This window comes from Ideonella oryzae, from assembly GCF_024055665.1.
Lineage (GTDB): Bacteria > Pseudomonadota > Gammaproteobacteria > Burkholderiales > Burkholderiaceae_C > Ideonella > Ideonella oryzae.
In genome coordinates this window covers 41,049-57,424 of the sequence record NZ_JAMXMC010000014.1, presented here as the reverse complement: position 1 = coordinate 57,424, position 16,376 = coordinate 41,049, and the positions used below count along the sequence as shown (strand labels likewise).

Here is a 16,376-nt window from a genome sequence, read left to right as displayed (position 1 = left end):
AGGGGACAATCGCGCCATGGCATTGCTCACCCTCACCCAAGCCCACCTCGCCTTCGGCCACGTGCCCTTGCTCGATGGGGCGGACCTCTCGCTGGACAACGGCGAACGCATCGGCCTGATCGGCCGCAACGGCGCTGGCAAGAGCTCGCTGCTGAAGATCCTGGCCGGGCTGGAGAAGCCCGACGACGGCCTGCTGCAGGTGCAGAGTGGCGTGCGCCGCGAATATGTGCCGCAGGAGCCCTTCCTGCAGCCGGGCGCCACCGTGTTCGAGGTGGTCAGCGAGGGCGTGGCCGAAGCCAAAGCCGTGCGCGATCGCTACGAGAACCACGCCCCCGGCGAGGATCTGGACGCGCTGCAGACCCGGCTGGAAGCCCTCGATGGCTGGAACTGGGAGCAGCGGGTGGACGAAGCCCTGCAGCGCCTGGAGCTGGACCCGCAGGCCCGGATCGACGCCCTGTCGGGCGGCTGGCGCAAGCGTGTGGCCCTGGCACGCGCCCTGGTGGCCACACCCGACGTGCTGCTGCTGGACGAGCCCACCAACCACCTGGACCTGGACGCCATCGACTGGCTGGCCAGCCTGCTCAACAACTTTCGCGGCGCGCTGCTGCTGATCACCCACGACCGGGCCTTCCTGGACGCGGTGACCACCCGCATCATCGAACTGGACCGCGGCCAGCTGCGCAGCTACCCCGGCAACTTCGCCGCCTTCGAGGCGGCCAAGCAGCGTGAGCTGGAGGCCGAGGCGCTGCAGAATGCCCGCGCCGACAAACTGCTGGCCCAGGAGGAGGTCTGGATCCGCAAGGGCGTGGAGGCCCGGCGCACCCGCAGCGTGGCCCGCATCGCCCGGCTGGAGAAGCTGCGCGAAACCCGTGCCGCGCGGCGCGACGTGGTCGGCAAGGTGCGGCTGGATGTGGACACCGGCAGCGCCAGCGGCAAGATCGTGGCCGAGCTGGAAGACGTGAGCAAGGCCTTCGGCGACAAGACGGTGGTGAGCCACTTCTCCACCACCGTGCTGCGCGGGGACAAGATCGGCCTGATCGGCCCCAACGGCGCGGGCAAGACCACGCTGCTCAAGCTGATCCTGGGTCAGTTGGCCCCCGACAGCGGCACGGTGCGCCAGGGCAGCCGCGTCGAGGTCGCCTACTTCGACCAGATGCGCGAGGTGCTCAACCCCGAGGCCACGCTGGCCGACACCATCAGCCCCGGCAGCGAGTGGATCGAGATCGGCAACCAGCGCAAGCACGTGATGAGCTACCTGGGCGACTTCCTGTTCTCGCCGGCCCGGGCCCACTCGCCGGTCAAGAGCCTGTCGGGCGGCGAGCGCAACCGCCTGCTGCTGGCCCGGCTGTTCGCCCGCCCGGCCAATGTGCTGGTGCTGGACGAGCCGACCAACGACCTCGACATCGAGACGCTGGAGATGCTGGAGGAACTGCTGCAGGACTACGACGGCACCGTCTTCCTGGTCAGCCACGACCGGCGCTTCGTCGACAACGTGGTGACCAGCACCCTGGTGGCTGAAGGCGGCGGCCTGTGGCGCGAGTACGAAGGCGGCATCAGCGACTGGCAGGCCCAGTCGGCCCGCAGCGCGGCCGCGCAGGACGCCGCTCAAAAGGCCGCGGCCAAGGCGGCCGCTTTGGCCGCGCCAGCACCGCCCCCCGCACCGGTCGCCGTCCCGGCGACCACGCCGGCCGAGCCCAAGCGCAAGCTCAGCTACAAGGAACAGCGCGAGTTCGACGAGCTGCCCGGCAAGATCGAGGCCCTGGAAGCCGAGCAGGCCGAACTGGCCGGCCTGCTGGCCGACAGCGGCTTCTACACCCAACCGCCGCAGCGTGTGGCAGAGGTGACCCAGCGCCACAGCAAGATCGAGGAGGAACTCATGGCCCTGCTCGAACGCTGGGAAACGCTGGGCCAGCGCGCCTGATCAGTCCTTCTTGAAGGTCTCGTGGCAGGCCTTGCAGGACTTGCCCACCTCACCGGCGGCGGCCTTGATCTGATCGAGGTTGCCGGCCTTGGCGGCGGCATCCAGCTTGGCCACGTTGTCGATCAGCAGCTGGGCGCCGGACTTGAACTTGTCGGGCTGGCTCCAGACCTCGGGCTTGGCCTCGGTGTTGCCGACGTTGGAGCCTGCAGGAAAGGCGTCCCAAGGCAGCTTGGCCAGCATGTTCAGCACCTCGGCATTGGCCTGGGCGGCCTTGGCGTCGAACGGCACCTTGCCCTGGGCCATGGCATTGATCCGCCCGAAGTGGTTGGCCATCAGCTTGAAGGCCGCCTCGCGGTACTTGACCGCGTCGGTCGGCTTGGCGAACTGCGCGGCCGCAGGAAGGGCGGCGAACAGGGCCAGGGTGGCTGCGGTGATGGCGACGGCTTTTCTCATGCATTTCCTCCAAGTGGATGGGCCGAGGTCGGCCCGTGTGACATCCAGGGAACCGCCCGAGCAGACCCCCGGGCGCAGCCCAAGTGTAGGCAAGCCCTGACCGCACGCCGTGTCCCACCGCACACCGGTGGCCGCCAACACGCGGTATGGTTCGCATCCTGACCCAACCACCGCCCAGGAGTTCTGAATGACTGCCTCGCCCGCCACCACGCCCCAGGCGGTCACCGCGCCGGTCCGCGTCTGGGATCTGCCGACGCGCCTGTTCCACTGGGGCCTGCTGGCCGCGGTGGTGGCGTTGTTCGTGACGGGCAAGGTGGGTGGCAACGCCATGGACTGGCATCTGCGGCTGGGCTTGGCCACGGGGGCGTTGGTGGCCTTCCGCCTGGTGTGGGGCCTGGTGGGCGGACGCTGGTCGCGCTTTGCCAGCTTCGTGCGGGGGCCCCTCACCGTGTGGCGCTACCTGCGCGGGCAATGGCCGGCACAGGCCGGCCACAACCCGCTGGGCGCCTGGTCCGTGCTGGCCCTGTTGACCGTGCTGGCCCTGCAGGTGGCCACCGGCCTGGTGGCCGATGACGAGATCGCCACCGTGGGCCCGCTCAACGCCCTGGTGCCCGAGGACTGGGCCAGTTGGGGCACCCGCTGGCACAAGGGCACCGGTCAGACCCTGCTGCTGGCACTGGTGGGCCTGCATGTGGTGGCCATCGTGCTCCACCGGCTGGTGAAGAGGCACGACCTGGTGCGGCCGATGCTGACCGGCGACCAGACCCTGCCCGCCGGCACACCGGCCAGCCGCGACAACGCCCTCAGCCGCCTGGCAGCGCTGGCCCTGCTGGGCCTGTGCGCGGGCGGGGCCGTGTGGGTGGCCCGGCTGGGCGGCTGAGCAGGCTGGGCGTCCTGCCGCTAGACTGTCGGTCCCGCCACTTCGCCCGCTGGCGATGGACACCCCTGAGATACAGCTGACGCCCCCCGACGGAGACGCCGCCCTGGCACAGGTCCGGGTCGTCTTCACCGAATACGCCCAGACCCTGGGCGTGGACCTGGGCTTCCAGGATTTCGAGGCCGAGCTGGCCGCCCTGCCGGGCGACTATGCCCCACCGCATGGCCACCTGCTGCTGGCCTATGTCGATGGCGAGCTGGCCGGCTGCGGCGCCTTCCGCCCGCTGCCCGACGTGGACTACGCCAACGCCTGCGAAATGAAGCGGCTGTTCGTGCGCAGGGCCTTCCGCCGCTTCGGCCTGGGCCGGCTGCTGGCCCAGGCGCTGATGGACCAGGCCACCCAGGCCGGCTACTCGGCCATGCTGCTGGACACGCTGGACGACATGGAGGCCGCGCGCGGGCTCTATGCCTCTCTGGGCTTCGAAGAGATTCCGCCCTACTACTTCAACCCCCTGCCCGGCGCCCATTACCTGAAGGCCGAGCTGGGCTGAACGAGCTCAGGCCGCCGGAGGCGGCGCGGCGGCGGCCTTGGCGGCCAGTTCGGCGCGCAGGCGCTTCAGGCGGTCCTTGGGGTCCTCGCGGCCCGCGGCCTCGTGGAGCTTCATCTCGGCGATAAAGCGGCTGGGGATGCCCGCGATGGTCTCGCGGCCCTTCTTGCGCCGGCGCAGCGTGCTGACCACCAGCGAGCGCTGGGCGCGGGTGATGCCCACATACATCAGGCGGCGCTCCTCCTGCAGCCGCTCGGGCGTCATCTGCTCCTCGTCGGCCTTGAAGGGCAGCAGCCCCTCGTTGACGCCGGCCAGGATGACGTGCGGCCACTCCAGGCCCTTGCTGGCGTGCAGCGTGGTCAGCACCACCTGGTCCTGGCCCTCGTCGCGCTCGGCCAGGCTCAGGATCACGCTGATGCTCTGGGCCACTTCCAGCACGCTCTTCTTCTCGGTCTCAAAGGTGCCACCCTCCTGCAGGATCTGGCCGCCACAGCGCTTGGCCACCCAGTCCACGAAGTCCAGCACATTGCTCCAGCGCGCCTGGGCCACCTTCTCGCTGTCCTCGTGCTCGAAGAGGTGCTTCTCGTAGTCGATGTCCTTGAGCCACTCGATCAGCAACTTCTTGGCGTCCTCGCCGCCCACGGTGTGGCGGGCCTTGTACTCCAGGTCGTTCACGTAGCGGCCGAACTCGTGCAGCGAGCCGATGGCCTTGGCCGACAGCTTGGCCGACAGGCTCTGCGCGAACAGGGCCTCGTACATGGACATCTTCCACTGACCGGAGAACTCGCCCAGCGCGCCCAGCGTCTGGTGGCCGATGCCCCGCTTGGGCGTGGTCACCGCGCGCAGGAAGGCCGGGTCGTCGTCCTGGTTCACCAAGAGGCGCAGCCAGGCGCACAGGTCCTTGATCTCGGCCTTGTCGAAGAAGCTCTGGCCACCCGAGACCTTGTAGGGAATCTGGGCCATGCGCAGCTTCTGCTCGAAGATGCGGGCCTGGTGGTTGGCGCGGTAGAGGATCGCGAAGTCGGCGAACTGGATGCGCGGGTCCTGCGCCCGCAGGGCCTGGATCCGGGCGACCGCCCGCTCGGCCTCGTGTTCCTCGCCGTCGCACTCGACCACCCGCACCGGCTCGCCTTCGCCCAGGTCGCTCCACAGCTTCTTGGGAAAGAGCTTGGGGTTCAGGCCGATCACCTCGTTGGCCGCGCGCAGGATGGCGCTGGTGGAGCGGTAGTTCTGCTCCAGCGGGATGACTTTGAGGTTGGGGAACTCCTCGGGCAGGCGCTTGAGGTTCTCGATCGTCGCGCCACGCCAGCCGTAGATGCTCTGGTCGTCGTCGCCCACCGCGGTGAACAGGCCGTGGCGGCGCTCGTCCGGGTGCTCCACCAGGGCCTTGAGCAGTTCGTACTGCACCGCGTTGGTGTCCTGGTACTCGTCCACCAGCACATGGCCGAACTGGTTCTGCCACTTGGCGCGGGCCTCGTCGTTCGTCTGCAGCAGCTTGAGCGGCAGACTGATCAGGTCGTCGAAGTCCACCGCCTGGTAGGCCGCCAGCCGCTCCTCGTAGAGCCGCATCACCTTGGCGGCCACCAGCTCGTTGTCGTCCTTGGCCACCGAGGGCGCGGTGCTGCTGTTGATGCCCTGGTTCTTCCACAGGCTGATCGTCCACTGCCACTGACGGGCGATCTTGTTGTCGGTGCAGCTGCCGGCATCGCGCAGCACGCCCAGCACGTCGTCGGCGTCCAGGATGGAGAACTGCTCCTTCAGGCCTAGCTTGGTGCCGTCCTCGCGCAGCATGCGCACGCCCAGCGAGTGGAAGGTGCTGATGGCCAGGTCCTTGGCCGCGCGCGGCCCCACCAGCGACTGCGCTCGCTCGCGCATCTCGCGTGCGGCCTTGTTGGTGAAGGTGATGGCCGCGATCTGCTTGGGCCTCAGGCCCTCCTGCAGCAGCCGCGCGATCTTGTGGGTGATCACCCGCGTCTTGCCCGAGCCCGCGCCGGCCAGCACCAGGCAGGGCCCCCGCAGGTAGTTCACCGCCTCCATCTGGGCGGGGTTCAGGGTGTTGGGACCGGAAGAGGACATGGGCGAAGACGGTGTGGGGCGGCGATGAGAGACAGCGGCTCGGGCGGATGTTGCCGCCCGGATTTCAGATGGACAGCGGGTCCACGTCGATGGCCCAGCGCGCCAGGCCGCGGTGGGCCGCACGCAGGGCATGCAAGCCCGGGACCCAGTCGGCCAGCAGGCGCTGCAGCGCGCCGCGGTGGCCAGCCTCCAGCAGCATCTGGCGGCGCTCCAGCCCGGCCACCTTGGCGATCTGCGGTGGCACGGGGGCGTAGAGCATCACCGGCGGCTCGCCGTGTTCGGCCAGCCAGGCCCGGGCCATCTCGCGGGCGGCGCGCAGAAAAGCCTCGGCCACGGCCGGGTCGCGCGCCTCGGCCCGCAGCAGGGCCAGATGGCTGAAGGGCGGCAGGCCCGCCATCTCGCGCTCTTCCAGTTGGCTGGCGGCGAAGGCCGCATAGTCGTGCTGGCGCAGCGCGGCGAACAGGGCGTGGCCCGGCGTCCAGGTCTGGATCCACATTTCGCTGCGCGCGGCCGCCTCGGCGTCACGGCCAGCCCGGCCGGCGGCCTGCAGCAGCGAGGAGAACAGCCGCTCGGGCGCGCGGAAGTCTGCCGCGTAGAGCGCGCTGTCCGGGTTGACGGCCACCACCAGGGTCACGTTGCGGAAGTCGTGGCCCTTGGTGATCATCTGCGTGCCCACCAGCACATCCACCTCGCCGGCATGCACGGCGGCCAGCTGCTGCTCCAGGCTGCCCTTGAGGCGGGTGGTGTCGGCGTCGATGCGGGCCACGCGGGCCGGGCTCCCGTCCGGGCGCTGCACGCCTTCGAGCAGGGCCACCATCTGCTCCTCCAGGCGCTCGGTGCCGCGGCCCATGGGCTCGATGTCCAGGTTGCCGCAGTCCGGGCAGGCGGTGGGCACCCGTTCGGTGAAGCCGCAGTGGTGGCAGCGCAGCGTGCGGTCGCCCTTGTGGAAGACGCGCCAGGCGCTGCAGTGCGGACAGCCGCTCTTCCAGCCGCAGGCCGCGCAATGCAGCACCGGCGCGAAGCCGCGCCGGTTCAGGAACAGCAGGCTCTGCTCACCGCGGCTCACCCGTTCCTGCACGGCCGCCAGCACCGGCGGGCACAGCGGCGGCGGCTCCCGTCCCTGCGGTGGCTTGGGCTGCTGCGCCATGTCCACCACCCGCACCTTGGGCAACTCGCCCTGCCCCACCCGGTGCGGCATGGCCAGCAGCTGGTAGCGGCCGGTGCGGGCCTGCTGCCAGCTCTCCAGCGAGGGGGTGGCCGAGCCCAGCAACACCGGCACCTTCTCGAGCCGGCCGCGGTAGACGGCCAGGTCGCGCGCCGAGTAGCGGGCGCCGTCCTGCTGCTTGTAGCTGGGGTCGTGCTCCTCGTCGACCACGATGAGGCCCAGGCGCGGCAGCGGGCAGAAGACGGCCAGCCGGGTGCCCAGCACCAGGTCGGCATGGCCCAGGTGGGCGCCCAGCCAGTTCAAGAGGCGCTGCGCCGGCGTGAGGCCGCTGTGCAGCGACACCAGGCGCCGGCCGGGGAAGCGCTCGGCAAAGCGGGCCTCCAGCTGCGGCGTGAGGTTGATCTCCGGCACCAGCACCAGGGCCTGCTTGCCGGCCGCCAGTGCGGCCTCGGCGGCCCGCAGATAGACCTCGGTCTTGCCGCTGCCGGTGACGCCGTGCAGCAGCTGGCAGGTGGGCGTCTCAGCCGCGAACTGGGCCGCAATGGCCTCCAGCACCGTGGCCTGGTCCGGCATCAGCGGGGGACGCTCGGGCTCGGGGGGCGGTACCGGGGGCAGGGCCTCCTGCGCCGCCGCAACAGCCCGCCGACGCTTCTTGGGTTGTGCCTCGCCCTCAGGGGACGGCAAGCCCCACTGGCGGCGCAGGCGGGCCAGACGCTTGGCCAGCGCGGTGTCGTCGAGCTTGCGCAGTTCCGGCGGCAGCACCGACAGCGCCACCTCGCCGATGGCACGCTGGTAGTAGCGGGCCGTGAACTCGACCAGCCGCAGCCAGGGCTCACCCAGCGGCGGCAGACAGGCCAGCACCTCGCCCACCGGGCGCAGCGTCACGCCCGGATCAGCCGGCACCTCCTCGGACACCTGTTCCCAGACCAGGCCCAGCGTGTCGCGCCGGCCCAAGGGCACGCGCAGCAGGCTGCCCGGCGGCAGCGCCTGCTCCGAAAGGTAGTGCAGCACGTCACCCAGGGCGGCGTACTGCGGGGCATCGACGGCCACGCCCAGGCGCATCAGCCCAAGCCTTTCTTGCCGCAGTGCATCAGGCACCAGGACTTTTGATGAGGAATCGGCGCCAAGTTCATGATTGAGAAACGCTTTTCCACTTGCCCGCATTTCTGTGGATAACTTTGTGAGAAACCCGCATGTGCCACGCTGCTCTCGCGAAGGGCACTCGGGATATCCCCATCCACCGATCGATGGAGCTCGATGAAAAAATTCCTTTGAAAACAATCACTTGCGACGCACGACCTGAGGAATTCACGCCACCGCCCCTCCGCAGCGCAGCAAGAGTTTCGCTGCGCTGGAGATGGGGATAAGTCAAGCACTGAGCAAGCACTCACCCCACCAACTTGGGGCGCCATTTCGCGCGGGTTTGTCCTGACGCAAGCGCCGCCAGGCACCGTTTTCAGGCGGCAGGCGCCCGCAAGGTGCGCGAGTGGGCGTGGACCGTCTCGACCAGCGCGGCCACATGCTCGGGCGGGGTGAACTGGCTGATGCCGTGCCCCAGGTTGAAGATGTGGCCGTCCCAGCGGCCGTCGGTGCGTTGCGGACGGCCGAAGCTGTCCAGCAGCCGCACGGCCTGGGCCTGCACGGCCGCGGGCGGGGCAAACAGGATGGTCGGATCCAGGTTGCCCTGCAGGGCCACATGGTCGCCCACGGCCGCGCGGGCGCGGGCCAGGTTCACCGTCCAGTCCACCCCCACCACGTCGGCGCCCACGCCGGCAATCTCCTCCAGCCACAGGCCGCCGCCCTTGGTGAAGACGATGACCGGGATGCGCTGACCATCCTTCTCGCGGCGCAGCTGCTGCACCACGCGCCGGGTGTAGGCCAGCGAGAAGTCCTGGAAGTCGCCATCGGCCAGCACACCGCCCCAGCTGTCGAAGATCATCACGGCCTGAGCGCCGGCGTCGATCTGGGTGTTGAGGTAGAGCGCCACCGCGTCGGCATTGACCTGGAGGATGCGGTGCATCAGGTCCGGGCGGCTGTAGAGCAGCGTCTTGACCTGCCGGTAGTCGTCCGACCCGCCGCCTTCGACCATGTAGCAGGCCAGCGTCCAGGGGCTGCCAGAGAAGCCGATCAGCGGCACGCGGCCGTTCAGTGCCTTGCGGATCGAGGTGACGGCGTCAAAGACGTAGCGCAGCTTGTCCATGTCCGGCACGGCAAGGGCGTTCACCGCGGCCTCGTCCCGCACCACCTGGGCGAAGCGGGGGCCTTCGCCCTGCTGGAAGGACAGGCCCAGGCCCATCGCGTCGGGCACGGTCAGGATGTCCGAGAACAGGATGGCTGCATCCAGCGGGTAACGCTCCAGCGGCTGCAGCGTCACCTCGGTGGCATAGTCCACGTTCGTGGCCAGGCCCATGAAGCTGCCGGCCTTGGCGCGGGTGGCGCAATATTCCGGCAGATAGCGTCCGGCCTGGCGCATCAGCCAGACGGGGGTGTGGGACGTCGGCTGGCGCAGGCAGGCGCGCAGGAAGGTGTCGTTGAGCAGCGGTGCGAACATGATGCGATTATCCCCGCCGCCTCTGCTTGAAGCGCCGCGCGTCGCCCCCATTTTCTGAAACGTTTGCCCGCCATCCCGGGCATCCCGCACACGAGGAGAAACGCTGCGATGAACACCCGCCGTCTTGGAGCCGCCACCCTGGTGCTGGCCGCCAGCCTGAGCCTGTCGGGCTGCGGCTACAACGAATTTCAGCGCCAGGACGAGGCCGTCAAGGCCAACTGGTCCGAGGTGCTGAACCAGTACCAGCGCCGGGCCGATCTGGTGCCCAACCTGGTGGCCACCGTCAAGGGCGAGGCCAACTTCGAGCAGGAGACCCTGACCAGGGTGATCGAAGCCCGGGCCAAGGCCACTTCGATCCAGGCCACGCCCGCGCTGATCAACGACCCGCAGGCTTTCCAGAAATTCCAGGCCGCCCAGGGCGAGCTCAGCAGCGCGCTGAGCCGCCTGCTGGTGGTGAGCGAGAACTACCCCAACCTGAAGGCCAACCAGGGCTTCCAGGATTTGCGGGTGCAGCTGGAAGGCACCGAGAACCGCATCACCGTGGCCCGCAACCGCTACATCAAGACGGTGGCCGACTACAACACGCTGGCCCGCAGCTTCCCGACCAACCTGACGGCCATGGCGTTCCACTATGAAGTGAAGCCCAACTTCACGGTGGACAACGAGAAGGCACTGGCCGAGCCGCCGAAGGTGGACTTCGGCGCGGCCCCGGCGGCTTCGCGCTGAAGCTTGGCATGCACGCGGCACCCGCTCTGCGCCGGCCCGCCAGGCCCTGGCTGCGCGGCCTGTGGCTGGCCGCCCTGGTGCTGCTGACGGCCGTGGGCTGGGGCATGGCCCGGGCCCAGTCCACCGGCCTGCCCATCCCGGCGCTCACCGCCCGGGTGATGGACCAGACCGGCACGCTGACCTCAGCACAGGCCCAGGCACTGGAGCAGAAGCTGGCCGCCTTTGAGCAGTCCGCCGGCACGCAGATCGTGATCCTGATCGTCCCCACCACGGCCCCCGAGGACATCGCCGCCTACGGCTGGCGCGTGGCCGACCAGTGGAAGATCGGCCGCAAGGACGTCGGCGATGGTGTGTTGCTGCTGGTGGCCAAGCAGGACCGCACTGTGCGCATCGAGGTGGCCAAGACGCTGGAAGGGGCGATCCCCGACCTGGCTGCCAGCCAGATCATCCAGGGCAGCCTGGTGCCGGCTTTCCGTCAGGGCGACTACGCCGGTGGCCTCAATGCCGCGGTCGATCAGCTCACCGCGCGAATCCGCGGCGAGGCCCTGCCCACTCCAGCGGCGCGGCCCGCCCGGGACACCGGCGGCGACTGGCAAGGCCTCGGCCTGTTCTTCTTCGTTGGCGTGCCCATCCTCGGCTCCATCCTGTCGGGCTTTTTGGGCCGCCGCACCGGCGCCTTGCTGACCGGCCTGGGCGCCGGCACGCTGGCCGGCTGGCTGGCCACGAGCTGGCTGCTGGGTCTGGGCGCGGGCGTCGTGGCCTGGATCCTGGTGGGCGTGATGGGCAGCGGCGGACGCGGTGGCAGCTCCGGCGGCCCGCCCATCATCTGGGGCGGCGGCGGTGGTGGCTCCTGGGGCGGTGGCGGAGACGGCGGTGGCTTCTCCTCCGGCGGCGGGGGCGACTTCGGCGGCGGTGGCGCCTCGGGACGGTGGTGAGATGACCCTGACCGCACTTCTGCCCCGCCTGGCCCGGGCTTGGCGACATTTCTGGCTGGATGAGCGGGACAGCTCACGCGCCCTGCCACCGGCCGCTGCAGCCCGCCTGACGGGCCTGGTGCAGGCCAGCGAAGCACGCCACCGCGGCCAGATCCGCCTGTGCGTGGAAGCCGGCCTGCCGGTGGCCGCCGCCTGGGGGGGCGTCGCGCCGCGCCAACGCGCTCTGGAGTGCTTTGGGCAGCTGGGCGTGTGGGACACCGAAGACAACGTCGGCGTGCTGATCTACGTGCTGCTGGCCGACCGGGCGGTGGAGATCGTGGCGGACCGTGGCCTGAGGCAGCATGTTCCCGAGGCTCGCTGGCAGACGCTGGCCCAGGGCCTCAGCCAGGCCTTTGCCCGGGGCCAGGTCGAGGCCGGGCTGACGACAGCGCTGACCGAGGTCGACCGGCTGCTGTGCGCGGGCTTTGCGCGCACCGATGAGTCGCCGCGGCCCAACGAACTGCCCGACGCCCCGGTGCTGCGCTGAAAAACAAAACCCGCCGGCTCCGAGAGGAGGCGACGGGTTCTTCCGGGCCCACCAGAGAACCGGCGGGCAGTGGATGGATCAGCGGGTCTTGCGCAGCTTCTGGATGGCGGCCAGCTGAGCTGCCATGACGGCAAACTCGCTCTGGGCGCGGGCGAAGTCGATGTCGCTCTTGGCGCTCTTCATCGCTTCCTCGGCCAGCTTCTTCGCTTCGGCGGCCTTGGCCTCGTCGAGGTCATGGCCGCGGATCGCGGTGTCCGCCAGCACGGTCACGCAGTGTGGCTGCACTTCCAGGATGCCACCGGCCACGAAGACGAACTCTTCCTGGCCGTTGTCAGCCCGCTCGATGCGCACCGCGCCCGGCTTGATGCGGGTGATCAGCGGGGTGTGCTGCGGCAGGATGCCCAGCTCGCCCGCCTCGCCCGGCAGCGCGACGAACTTCGCCTCGCCCGAGAAGATGTTCTCTTCGGCGGAGACGACGTCGACGTGAATGGTTGCCATGGTCGGGTCCTTTGACTTGAAGATGGATCAGCAGACAGAAGGCGGCTGGCGAGTGGGGCCCACCCGCGCAGCCGCGCCTCGGCTTACTGCATCTTCTTGGCCTTCTCGAAGGCCTCGTCGATGGTGCCGACCATGTAGAAGGCCTGCTCGGGCAGGTGATCGCATTCACCGGCGACGATCATCTTGAAGCCGCGGATGGTTTCCTTCAGCGGCACGTACTTGCCCGGCGAGCCGGTGAACACTTCGGCCACGTGGAAGGGCTGCGACAGGAAGCGCTGGATCTTCCGGGCACGGGCCACGGCCAGCTTGTCTTCCGGCGACAGTTCGTCCATGCCCAGGATGGCGATGATGTCGCGCAGTTCCTTGTAGCGCTGCAGGGTGGCCTGCACGGCACGGGTGGTGCTGTAGTGCTCCTCGCCGATGATGTTCGGGTCGATCTGGCGCGAGGTCGAATCCAGCGGGTCCACGGCGGGGTAGATGCCCAGCGAGGCGATGTCACGCGACAGCACCACGGTGGCATCCAAGTGGGCGAAGGTCGTGGCGGGCGACGGGTCGGTCAAGTCATCCGCAGGGACGTACACGGCCTGGATCGAGGTGATCGAGCCGACCTTGGTCGACGTGATCCGCTCTTGCAGGCGGCCCATTTCCTCGGCCAGCGTCGGCTGGTAGCCCACGGCGGAAGGCATGCGGCCCAGCAGCGCGGACACCTCGGTACCAGCCAGGGTGTAACGGTAGATGTTGTCCACGAAGAACAGCACGTCACGGCCTTCGTCGCGGAAGGACTCGGCGATGGTCAGGCCGGTCAGGGCCACGCGCAGACGGTTGCCCGGGGGCTCGTTCATCTGGCCGTAGACCATGGACACCTTGGACTCGCCCAGGTTCTCCAGGTTCACGACGCCGGAGTCGGCCATCTCGTGATAGAAGTCGTTGCCCTCACGGGTGCGCTCGCCCACGCCCGCAAACACCGACAGACCGCTGTGGGCCTTGGCGATGTTGTTGATGAGCTCCATCATGTTCACGGTCTTGCCCACGCCGGCACCACCGAACAGACCCACCTTGCCGCCCTTGGCGAACGGGCAGATCAGGTCGATCACCTTGATGCCGGTTTCCAGCAGCTCGGTCGACGGCGACAGCTCGTCGTAGGTCGGGGCCTTGCGGTGGATCGAGGCAGTCAGCTCTTGCGAGACTTCGCCGCGCTCGTCGATGGGGTTGCCCAGCACGTCCATGATGCGACCCAGGGTCGCGGTGCCCACGGGCACGGTGATGGGGTTGCCGGTGTTGTAGACCACCGAGCCGCGGCGCAGGCCGTCGGAGGAGCCCAGCGCAATGGTACGCACCACGCCATCACCCAGCTGCTGCTGCACTTCCAGCGTCAGCGCCGAGCCGTCCATCTTCAGGGCGTCGTACACCTTGGGCATCCGGTCACGCGGGAATTCCACGTCCACCACGGCGCCGATGCACTGAACGATCTTGCCTTGGGCTTGAGAGTTCGACATTTTTCGGTCCTTCAATCTTGATTCGCTGTATTCGGAACTGAATCGCGTTGATCGTCGTTGCCGGGATCAACCGCTGATCGCGGCGGCACCACTCACGATCTCGGACAGTTCCTTCGTGATCGCAGCCTGGCGGGTCTTGTTGTAGATGAGCTTGAGCTCATTGATCAACGTGCCGGCGTTGTCGGTCGCGGCCTTCATGGCCACCATGCGGGCGGATTGCTCCGAGGCCATGTTCTCGGCCACCGCCTGGTAGATCAGCGCCTCGACGTAGCGCTTGAGCAGCTCGTCGATCACCGATGCCGCATCCGGCTCGTAGATGTAGTCCCAGCTGTGCGCGGCCTTCTCGGCTTCGCTCTGTTCGAGCGCCGCGGCCTGCAGAGGCAGCAGTTGCTCGACCACCGGCTCCTGCTTCATCGTGTTGATGAAACGGGTGTAGCAGAGGTAGACGGCATCGACCTTGCCTTCAACGAAGGCGTCCAGCATCACCTTCAGCGGGCCGATCAGCTTTTCAAGCTGCGGCGTGTCACCCAGCTGCGTGGCCTGGCTCACGACCTTGGCGCCCACGCGGTTGAGGAAGCCCAGGCCCTTGTTGCCGATGGCCACGGCCTCGACCTTGCGGCCCTGGTCCTGCAGCTCGCGCATCTTGTTGGTGACGGCACGCAACACGTTGGTGTTGAGGCCACCGCACAGGCCCTTGTCGGTGGTGACCACCACAAAGCCCGTGATGCCCGACTTGCCATCCGCGCGCATGTACGGCGACTTGTACTCGGGGTTCGCCCGGGACAGGTTGGCCGTGATGTTGCGGATCTTGTTGCTGTACGGACGGGCCGCACGCATGCGGTCCTGCGCCTTGCGCATCTTGGACGCGGCGACCATTTCCATGGCCTTGGTGATCTTCTTGGTGTTTTCCACCGATTTGATCTTGCCGCGGATTTCCTTTCCGACTGCCATGACTGTTTCTCCTAGTGGGTGAGGGACGACTCGTTCGTGTCGTTGGAGCGCGCGCGTGCCGTCCCGTCAGTCAGTGGCTTCAGGCGAAGGACTTCTTGAAGGCCGCAATCGCGCCGTTCAGCTCTTCCTCGGCCGCCTTGTCCATGGCCTTGTCGGCCTCCAGCTTGGCCAGCAGGGCAGCGTGGCTGGACTTCAGGAACTGGTGCAGGCCGCCTTCGAAGGACAGCACCTTCTTGACGTCCACATCGTCCATGTAGCCCTTGTTCACGGCGAACAGCGAGGCCCCCATCAGGCTGATGGGCAGCGGCGAGTACTGCGCCTGCTTCAGCAGTTCGGTCACGCGGGCACCGCGGTCCAGCTGCTTCTTGGTGGAAGCATCCAGATCGGAGGCGAACTGCGCGAAGGCAGCCAGCTCACGGTACTGGGCCAGGTCGGTACGGATACCGCCGGACAGCGACTTGATCAGCTTGGTCTGGGCGGCACCACCGACGCGCGACACCGAGATACCGGCGTTGATGGCAGGACGCACACCCGCGTTGAACAGGTTGGTTTCCAGGAAGATCTGGCCGTCGGTGATCGAGATCACGTTGGTCGGCACGAAGGCCGACACGTCACCAGCCTGGGTTTCGATGATCGGCAGCGCGGTGAGCGAACCGGTCTTGCCCTTGACCTCGCCCTTGGTGAAGGCTTCGACGTAGTCGGCGTTCACGCGGGCGGCACGTTCCAGCAGGCGGCTGTGGAGATAGAACACGTCGCCGGGGAAAGCTTCGCGGCCCGGCGGGCGGCGCAGCAGCAGCGAGACCTGGCGGTAGGCCACGGCTTGCTTGGACAGGTCGTCATAGACGATCAGGGCGTCTTGGCCGCGGTCGCGGAAGTACTCGCCCATCGTGCAGCCCGAGTAGGCAGCGACGTACTGCATGGCGGCGGATTCGGAAGCCGAGGCGGCCACAACGATGGTGTAGTCCATCGCGCCGGCCTGTTCCAGGGCGCGCACGACGTTCTTGATCGACGAAGCCTTCTGGCCGATCGCGACGTACACGCAGGTCATGTTCTGACCCTTCTGGTTGATGATCGCGTCGATCGCCACGGCGGTCTTGCCGGTCTGGCGGTCGCCGATGATCAGCTCGCGCTGGCCACGGCCGACGGGCACCATCGAGTCAATGCACTTCAGGCCGGTCTGGACGGGTTGGTCCACCGACTTCCGCGCGATCACGCCCGGGGCGACCTTCTCGATCACGTCCGTCATCTTGGCGTTGATCGGGCCCTTGCCGTCGATCGGCTGACCCAGCGCGTTGACCACGCGGCCCACCAGCTCGGGGCCCACGGGCACTTCCAGGATGCGGCCCGTGCACTTGACGGTGTCGCCTTCGGAGATGTGTTCGTATTCACCCAGAATCACGGCGCCGACGGAGTCGCGCTCGAGGTTCAGGGCCAGGCCGAAGGAAGGTTGACCGTCCTTGCCAGCCGGGAATTCCAGCATTTCGCCCTGCATCGCATCGGACAGGCCGTGGACGCGGACGATGCCGTCGGTCACCGAGACGACGGTGCCCTGGTTGCGGATGTCCGACGAAGCGCCGAGGCCTTCGATGCGGCTCTTGATCAGTTCCGAAATTTCAGCAGGATTCAATTGCATTGCTTTCTCCGAAAGCGCGGC

At 68.3% G+C, this 16,376-nt stretch carries 14 protein-coding genes; 6 read left to right on the top strand and 8 right to left on the bottom strand.

The genetic code is table 11. The features are described 5' to 3' along the window. Window positions 1-16 precede the first annotated feature (16 nt). Entirely contained in the window at window positions 17-1,921 is a 1,905-nt protein-coding gene (locus M0L44_RS19720) for an ATP-binding cassette domain-containing protein (RefSeq protein WP_252771896.1), read from the top strand. On the opposite strand, the gene M0L44_RS19715 is transcribed toward M0L44_RS19720, so the two are convergent. After that, window positions 1,922-2,374 (bottom strand): c-type cytochrome, encoded by a 453-nt coding sequence (locus tag M0L44_RS19715; RefSeq protein ID WP_252771895.1) that lies wholly within the window; start codon window positions 2,372-2,374, stop codon window positions 1,922-1,924. 187 nt (window positions 2,375-2,561) lie between these two features. Here M0L44_RS19715 and M0L44_RS19710 point away from each other — a divergent pair, with 187 nt between their 5' ends. Together M0L44_RS19710 and M0L44_RS19705 are read left to right on the top strand one after the other, a co-directional pair. After that, window positions 2,562-3,254, top strand: coding sequence for a cytochrome b/b6 domain-containing protein (locus M0L44_RS19710; RefSeq protein ID WP_252771894.1), 693 nt, complete (start codon window positions 2,562-2,564; stop codon window positions 3,252-3,254). Window positions 3,255-3,309: 55 nt separating this feature from the next. Beyond that, complete coding sequence (locus M0L44_RS19705; protein WP_252771893.1) at window positions 3,310-3,801, top strand: GNAT family N-acetyltransferase; 492 nt, start codon at window positions 3,310-3,312, stop codon at window positions 3,799-3,801. Window positions 3,802-3,807: 6 nt separating this feature from the next. Here the strand turns inward: M0L44_RS19705 and M0L44_RS19700 are convergent, their stop codons facing one another. The 3 genes from M0L44_RS19700 to hemE form a co-directional block, all read right to left on the bottom strand. Then, window positions 3,808-5,874 carry an ATP-dependent helicase gene (locus tag M0L44_RS19700; RefSeq protein WP_252771892.1) on the bottom strand — a complete coding sequence of 689 codons (2,067 nt, stop codon included), beginning with the start codon at window positions 5,872-5,874 and terminating at the stop codon, window positions 3,808-3,810. Between the two features lie 64 nt (window positions 5,875-5,938). Beyond that, on the bottom strand, window positions 5,939-8,101 hold the full coding sequence (gene priA, locus M0L44_RS19695; protein WP_252771891.1) for a replication restart helicase PriA: 2,163 nt from the start codon (window positions 8,099-8,101) through the stop codon (window positions 5,939-5,941). A 394-nt stretch (window positions 8,102-8,495) separates the two neighbouring features. Then, window positions 8,496-9,590: a uroporphyrinogen decarboxylase gene (gene hemE / locus M0L44_RS19690; RefSeq protein WP_252771890.1), complete on the bottom strand. Its 1,095-nt coding sequence runs from the start codon at window positions 9,588-9,590 to the stop codon at window positions 8,496-8,498. 108 nt (window positions 9,591-9,698) lie between these two features. Between hemE and M0L44_RS19685 the strand changes: the two genes are divergently transcribed. The 3 genes from M0L44_RS19685 to M0L44_RS19675 are packed head-to-tail and all read left to right on the top strand — an operon-like array spanning window position 9,699 to window position 11,777. Continuing rightward, window positions 9,699-10,316: a LemA family protein gene (locus M0L44_RS19685; protein ID WP_252771889.1), complete on the top strand. Its 618-nt coding sequence runs from the start codon at window positions 9,699-9,701 to the stop codon at window positions 10,314-10,316. A gap of 8 nt (window positions 10,317-10,324) precedes the next feature. Beyond that, on the top strand, window positions 10,325-11,251 hold the full coding sequence (locus M0L44_RS19680) for a TPM domain-containing protein (protein WP_252771888.1): 927 nt from the start codon (window positions 10,325-10,327) through the stop codon (window positions 11,249-11,251). 1 nt (window position 11,252) lies between these two features. Then, window positions 11,253-11,777: a TPM domain-containing protein gene (locus tag M0L44_RS19675; RefSeq protein ID WP_252771887.1), complete on the top strand. Its 525-nt coding sequence runs from the start codon at window positions 11,253-11,255 to the stop codon at window positions 11,775-11,777. 78 nt (window positions 11,778-11,855) lie between these two features. Here the strand turns inward: M0L44_RS19675 and M0L44_RS19670 are convergent, their stop codons facing one another. The 4 genes from M0L44_RS19670 to atpA all read right to left on the bottom strand — a co-directional run bounded on the left by M0L44_RS19670 (window position 11,856) and on the right by atpA (window position 16,355). Beyond that, window positions 11,856-12,275, bottom strand: a complete 420-nt coding sequence (locus M0L44_RS19670) for a F0F1 ATP synthase subunit epsilon (RefSeq protein ID WP_252771886.1) — start codon at window positions 12,273-12,275, stop codon at window positions 11,856-11,858. Between the two features lie 83 nt (window positions 12,276-12,358). After that, window positions 12,359-13,771: a F0F1 ATP synthase subunit beta gene (gene atpD, locus M0L44_RS19665; RefSeq protein WP_252771885.1), complete on the bottom strand. Its 1,413-nt coding sequence runs from the start codon at window positions 13,769-13,771 to the stop codon at window positions 12,359-12,361. Window positions 13,772-13,837: 66 nt separating this feature from the next. After that, window positions 13,838-14,722 carry a F0F1 ATP synthase subunit gamma gene (gene atpG, locus M0L44_RS19660; RefSeq protein ID WP_252771884.1) on the bottom strand — a complete coding sequence of 295 codons (885 nt, stop codon included), beginning with the start codon at window positions 14,720-14,722 and terminating at the stop codon, window positions 13,838-13,840. Window positions 14,723-14,801: 79 nt separating this feature from the next. Further along, window positions 14,802-16,355, bottom strand: a complete 1,554-nt coding sequence (atpA, locus tag M0L44_RS19655) for a F0F1 ATP synthase subunit alpha (protein WP_252771883.1) — start codon at window positions 16,353-16,355, stop codon at window positions 14,802-14,804. Between the last annotated feature and the right edge of the window lie 21 nt (window positions 16,356-16,376).

Excerpts from the sequence above, each read along its gene's own strand:
- M0L44_RS19715 (WP_252771895.1), bottom strand. The coding sequence starts at position 2,374 with ATGAGAAAAGCCGTCGCCATCACCGCAGCCACCCTGGCCCTGTTCGCC.
- atpD (WP_252771885.1), bottom strand. The coding sequence starts at position 13,771 with ATGTCGAACTCTCAAGCCCAAGGCAAGATCGTTCAGTGCATCGGCGCC.
- atpA (WP_252771883.1), bottom strand. The coding sequence starts at position 16,355 with ATGCAATTGAATCCTGCTGAAATTTCGGAACTGATCAAGAGCCGCATC.
- priA (WP_252771891.1), bottom strand. The coding sequence starts at position 8,101 with ATGCGCCTGGGCGTGGCCGTCGATGCCCCGCAGTACGCCGCCCTGGGT.
- M0L44_RS19685 (WP_252771889.1), top strand. The coding sequence starts at position 9,699 with ATGAACACCCGCCGTCTTGGAGCCGCCACCCTGGTGCTGGCCGCCAGC.
- M0L44_RS19720 (WP_252771896.1), top strand. The coding sequence starts at position 17 with ATGGCATTGCTCACCCTCACCCAAGCCCACCTCGCCTTCGGCCACGTG.
- M0L44_RS19680 (WP_252771888.1), top strand. The coding sequence starts at position 10,325 with ATGCACGCGGCACCCGCTCTGCGCCGGCCCGCCAGGCCCTGGCTGCGC.
- hemE (WP_252771890.1), bottom strand. The coding sequence starts at position 9,590 with ATGTTCGCACCGCTGCTCAACGACACCTTCCTGCGCGCCTGCCTGCGC.
- M0L44_RS19670 (WP_252771886.1), bottom strand. The coding sequence starts at position 12,275 with ATGGCAACCATTCACGTCGACGTCGTCTCCGCCGAAGAGAACATCTTC.
- M0L44_RS19710 (WP_252771894.1), top strand. The coding sequence starts at position 2,562 with ATGACTGCCTCGCCCGCCACCACGCCCCAGGCGGTCACCGCGCCGGTC.
- M0L44_RS19705 (WP_252771893.1), top strand. The coding sequence starts at position 3,310 with ATGGACACCCCTGAGATACAGCTGACGCCCCCCGACGGAGACGCCGCC.
- atpG (WP_252771884.1), bottom strand. The coding sequence starts at position 14,722 with ATGGCAGTCGGAAAGGAAATCCGCGGCAAGATCAAATCGGTGGAAAAC.
- M0L44_RS19675 (WP_252771887.1), top strand. The coding sequence starts at position 11,253 with ATGACCCTGACCGCACTTCTGCCCCGCCTGGCCCGGGCTTGGCGACAT.
- M0L44_RS19700 (WP_252771892.1), bottom strand. The coding sequence starts at position 5,874 with ATGTCCTCTTCCGGTCCCAACACCCTGAACCCCGCCCAGATGGAGGCG.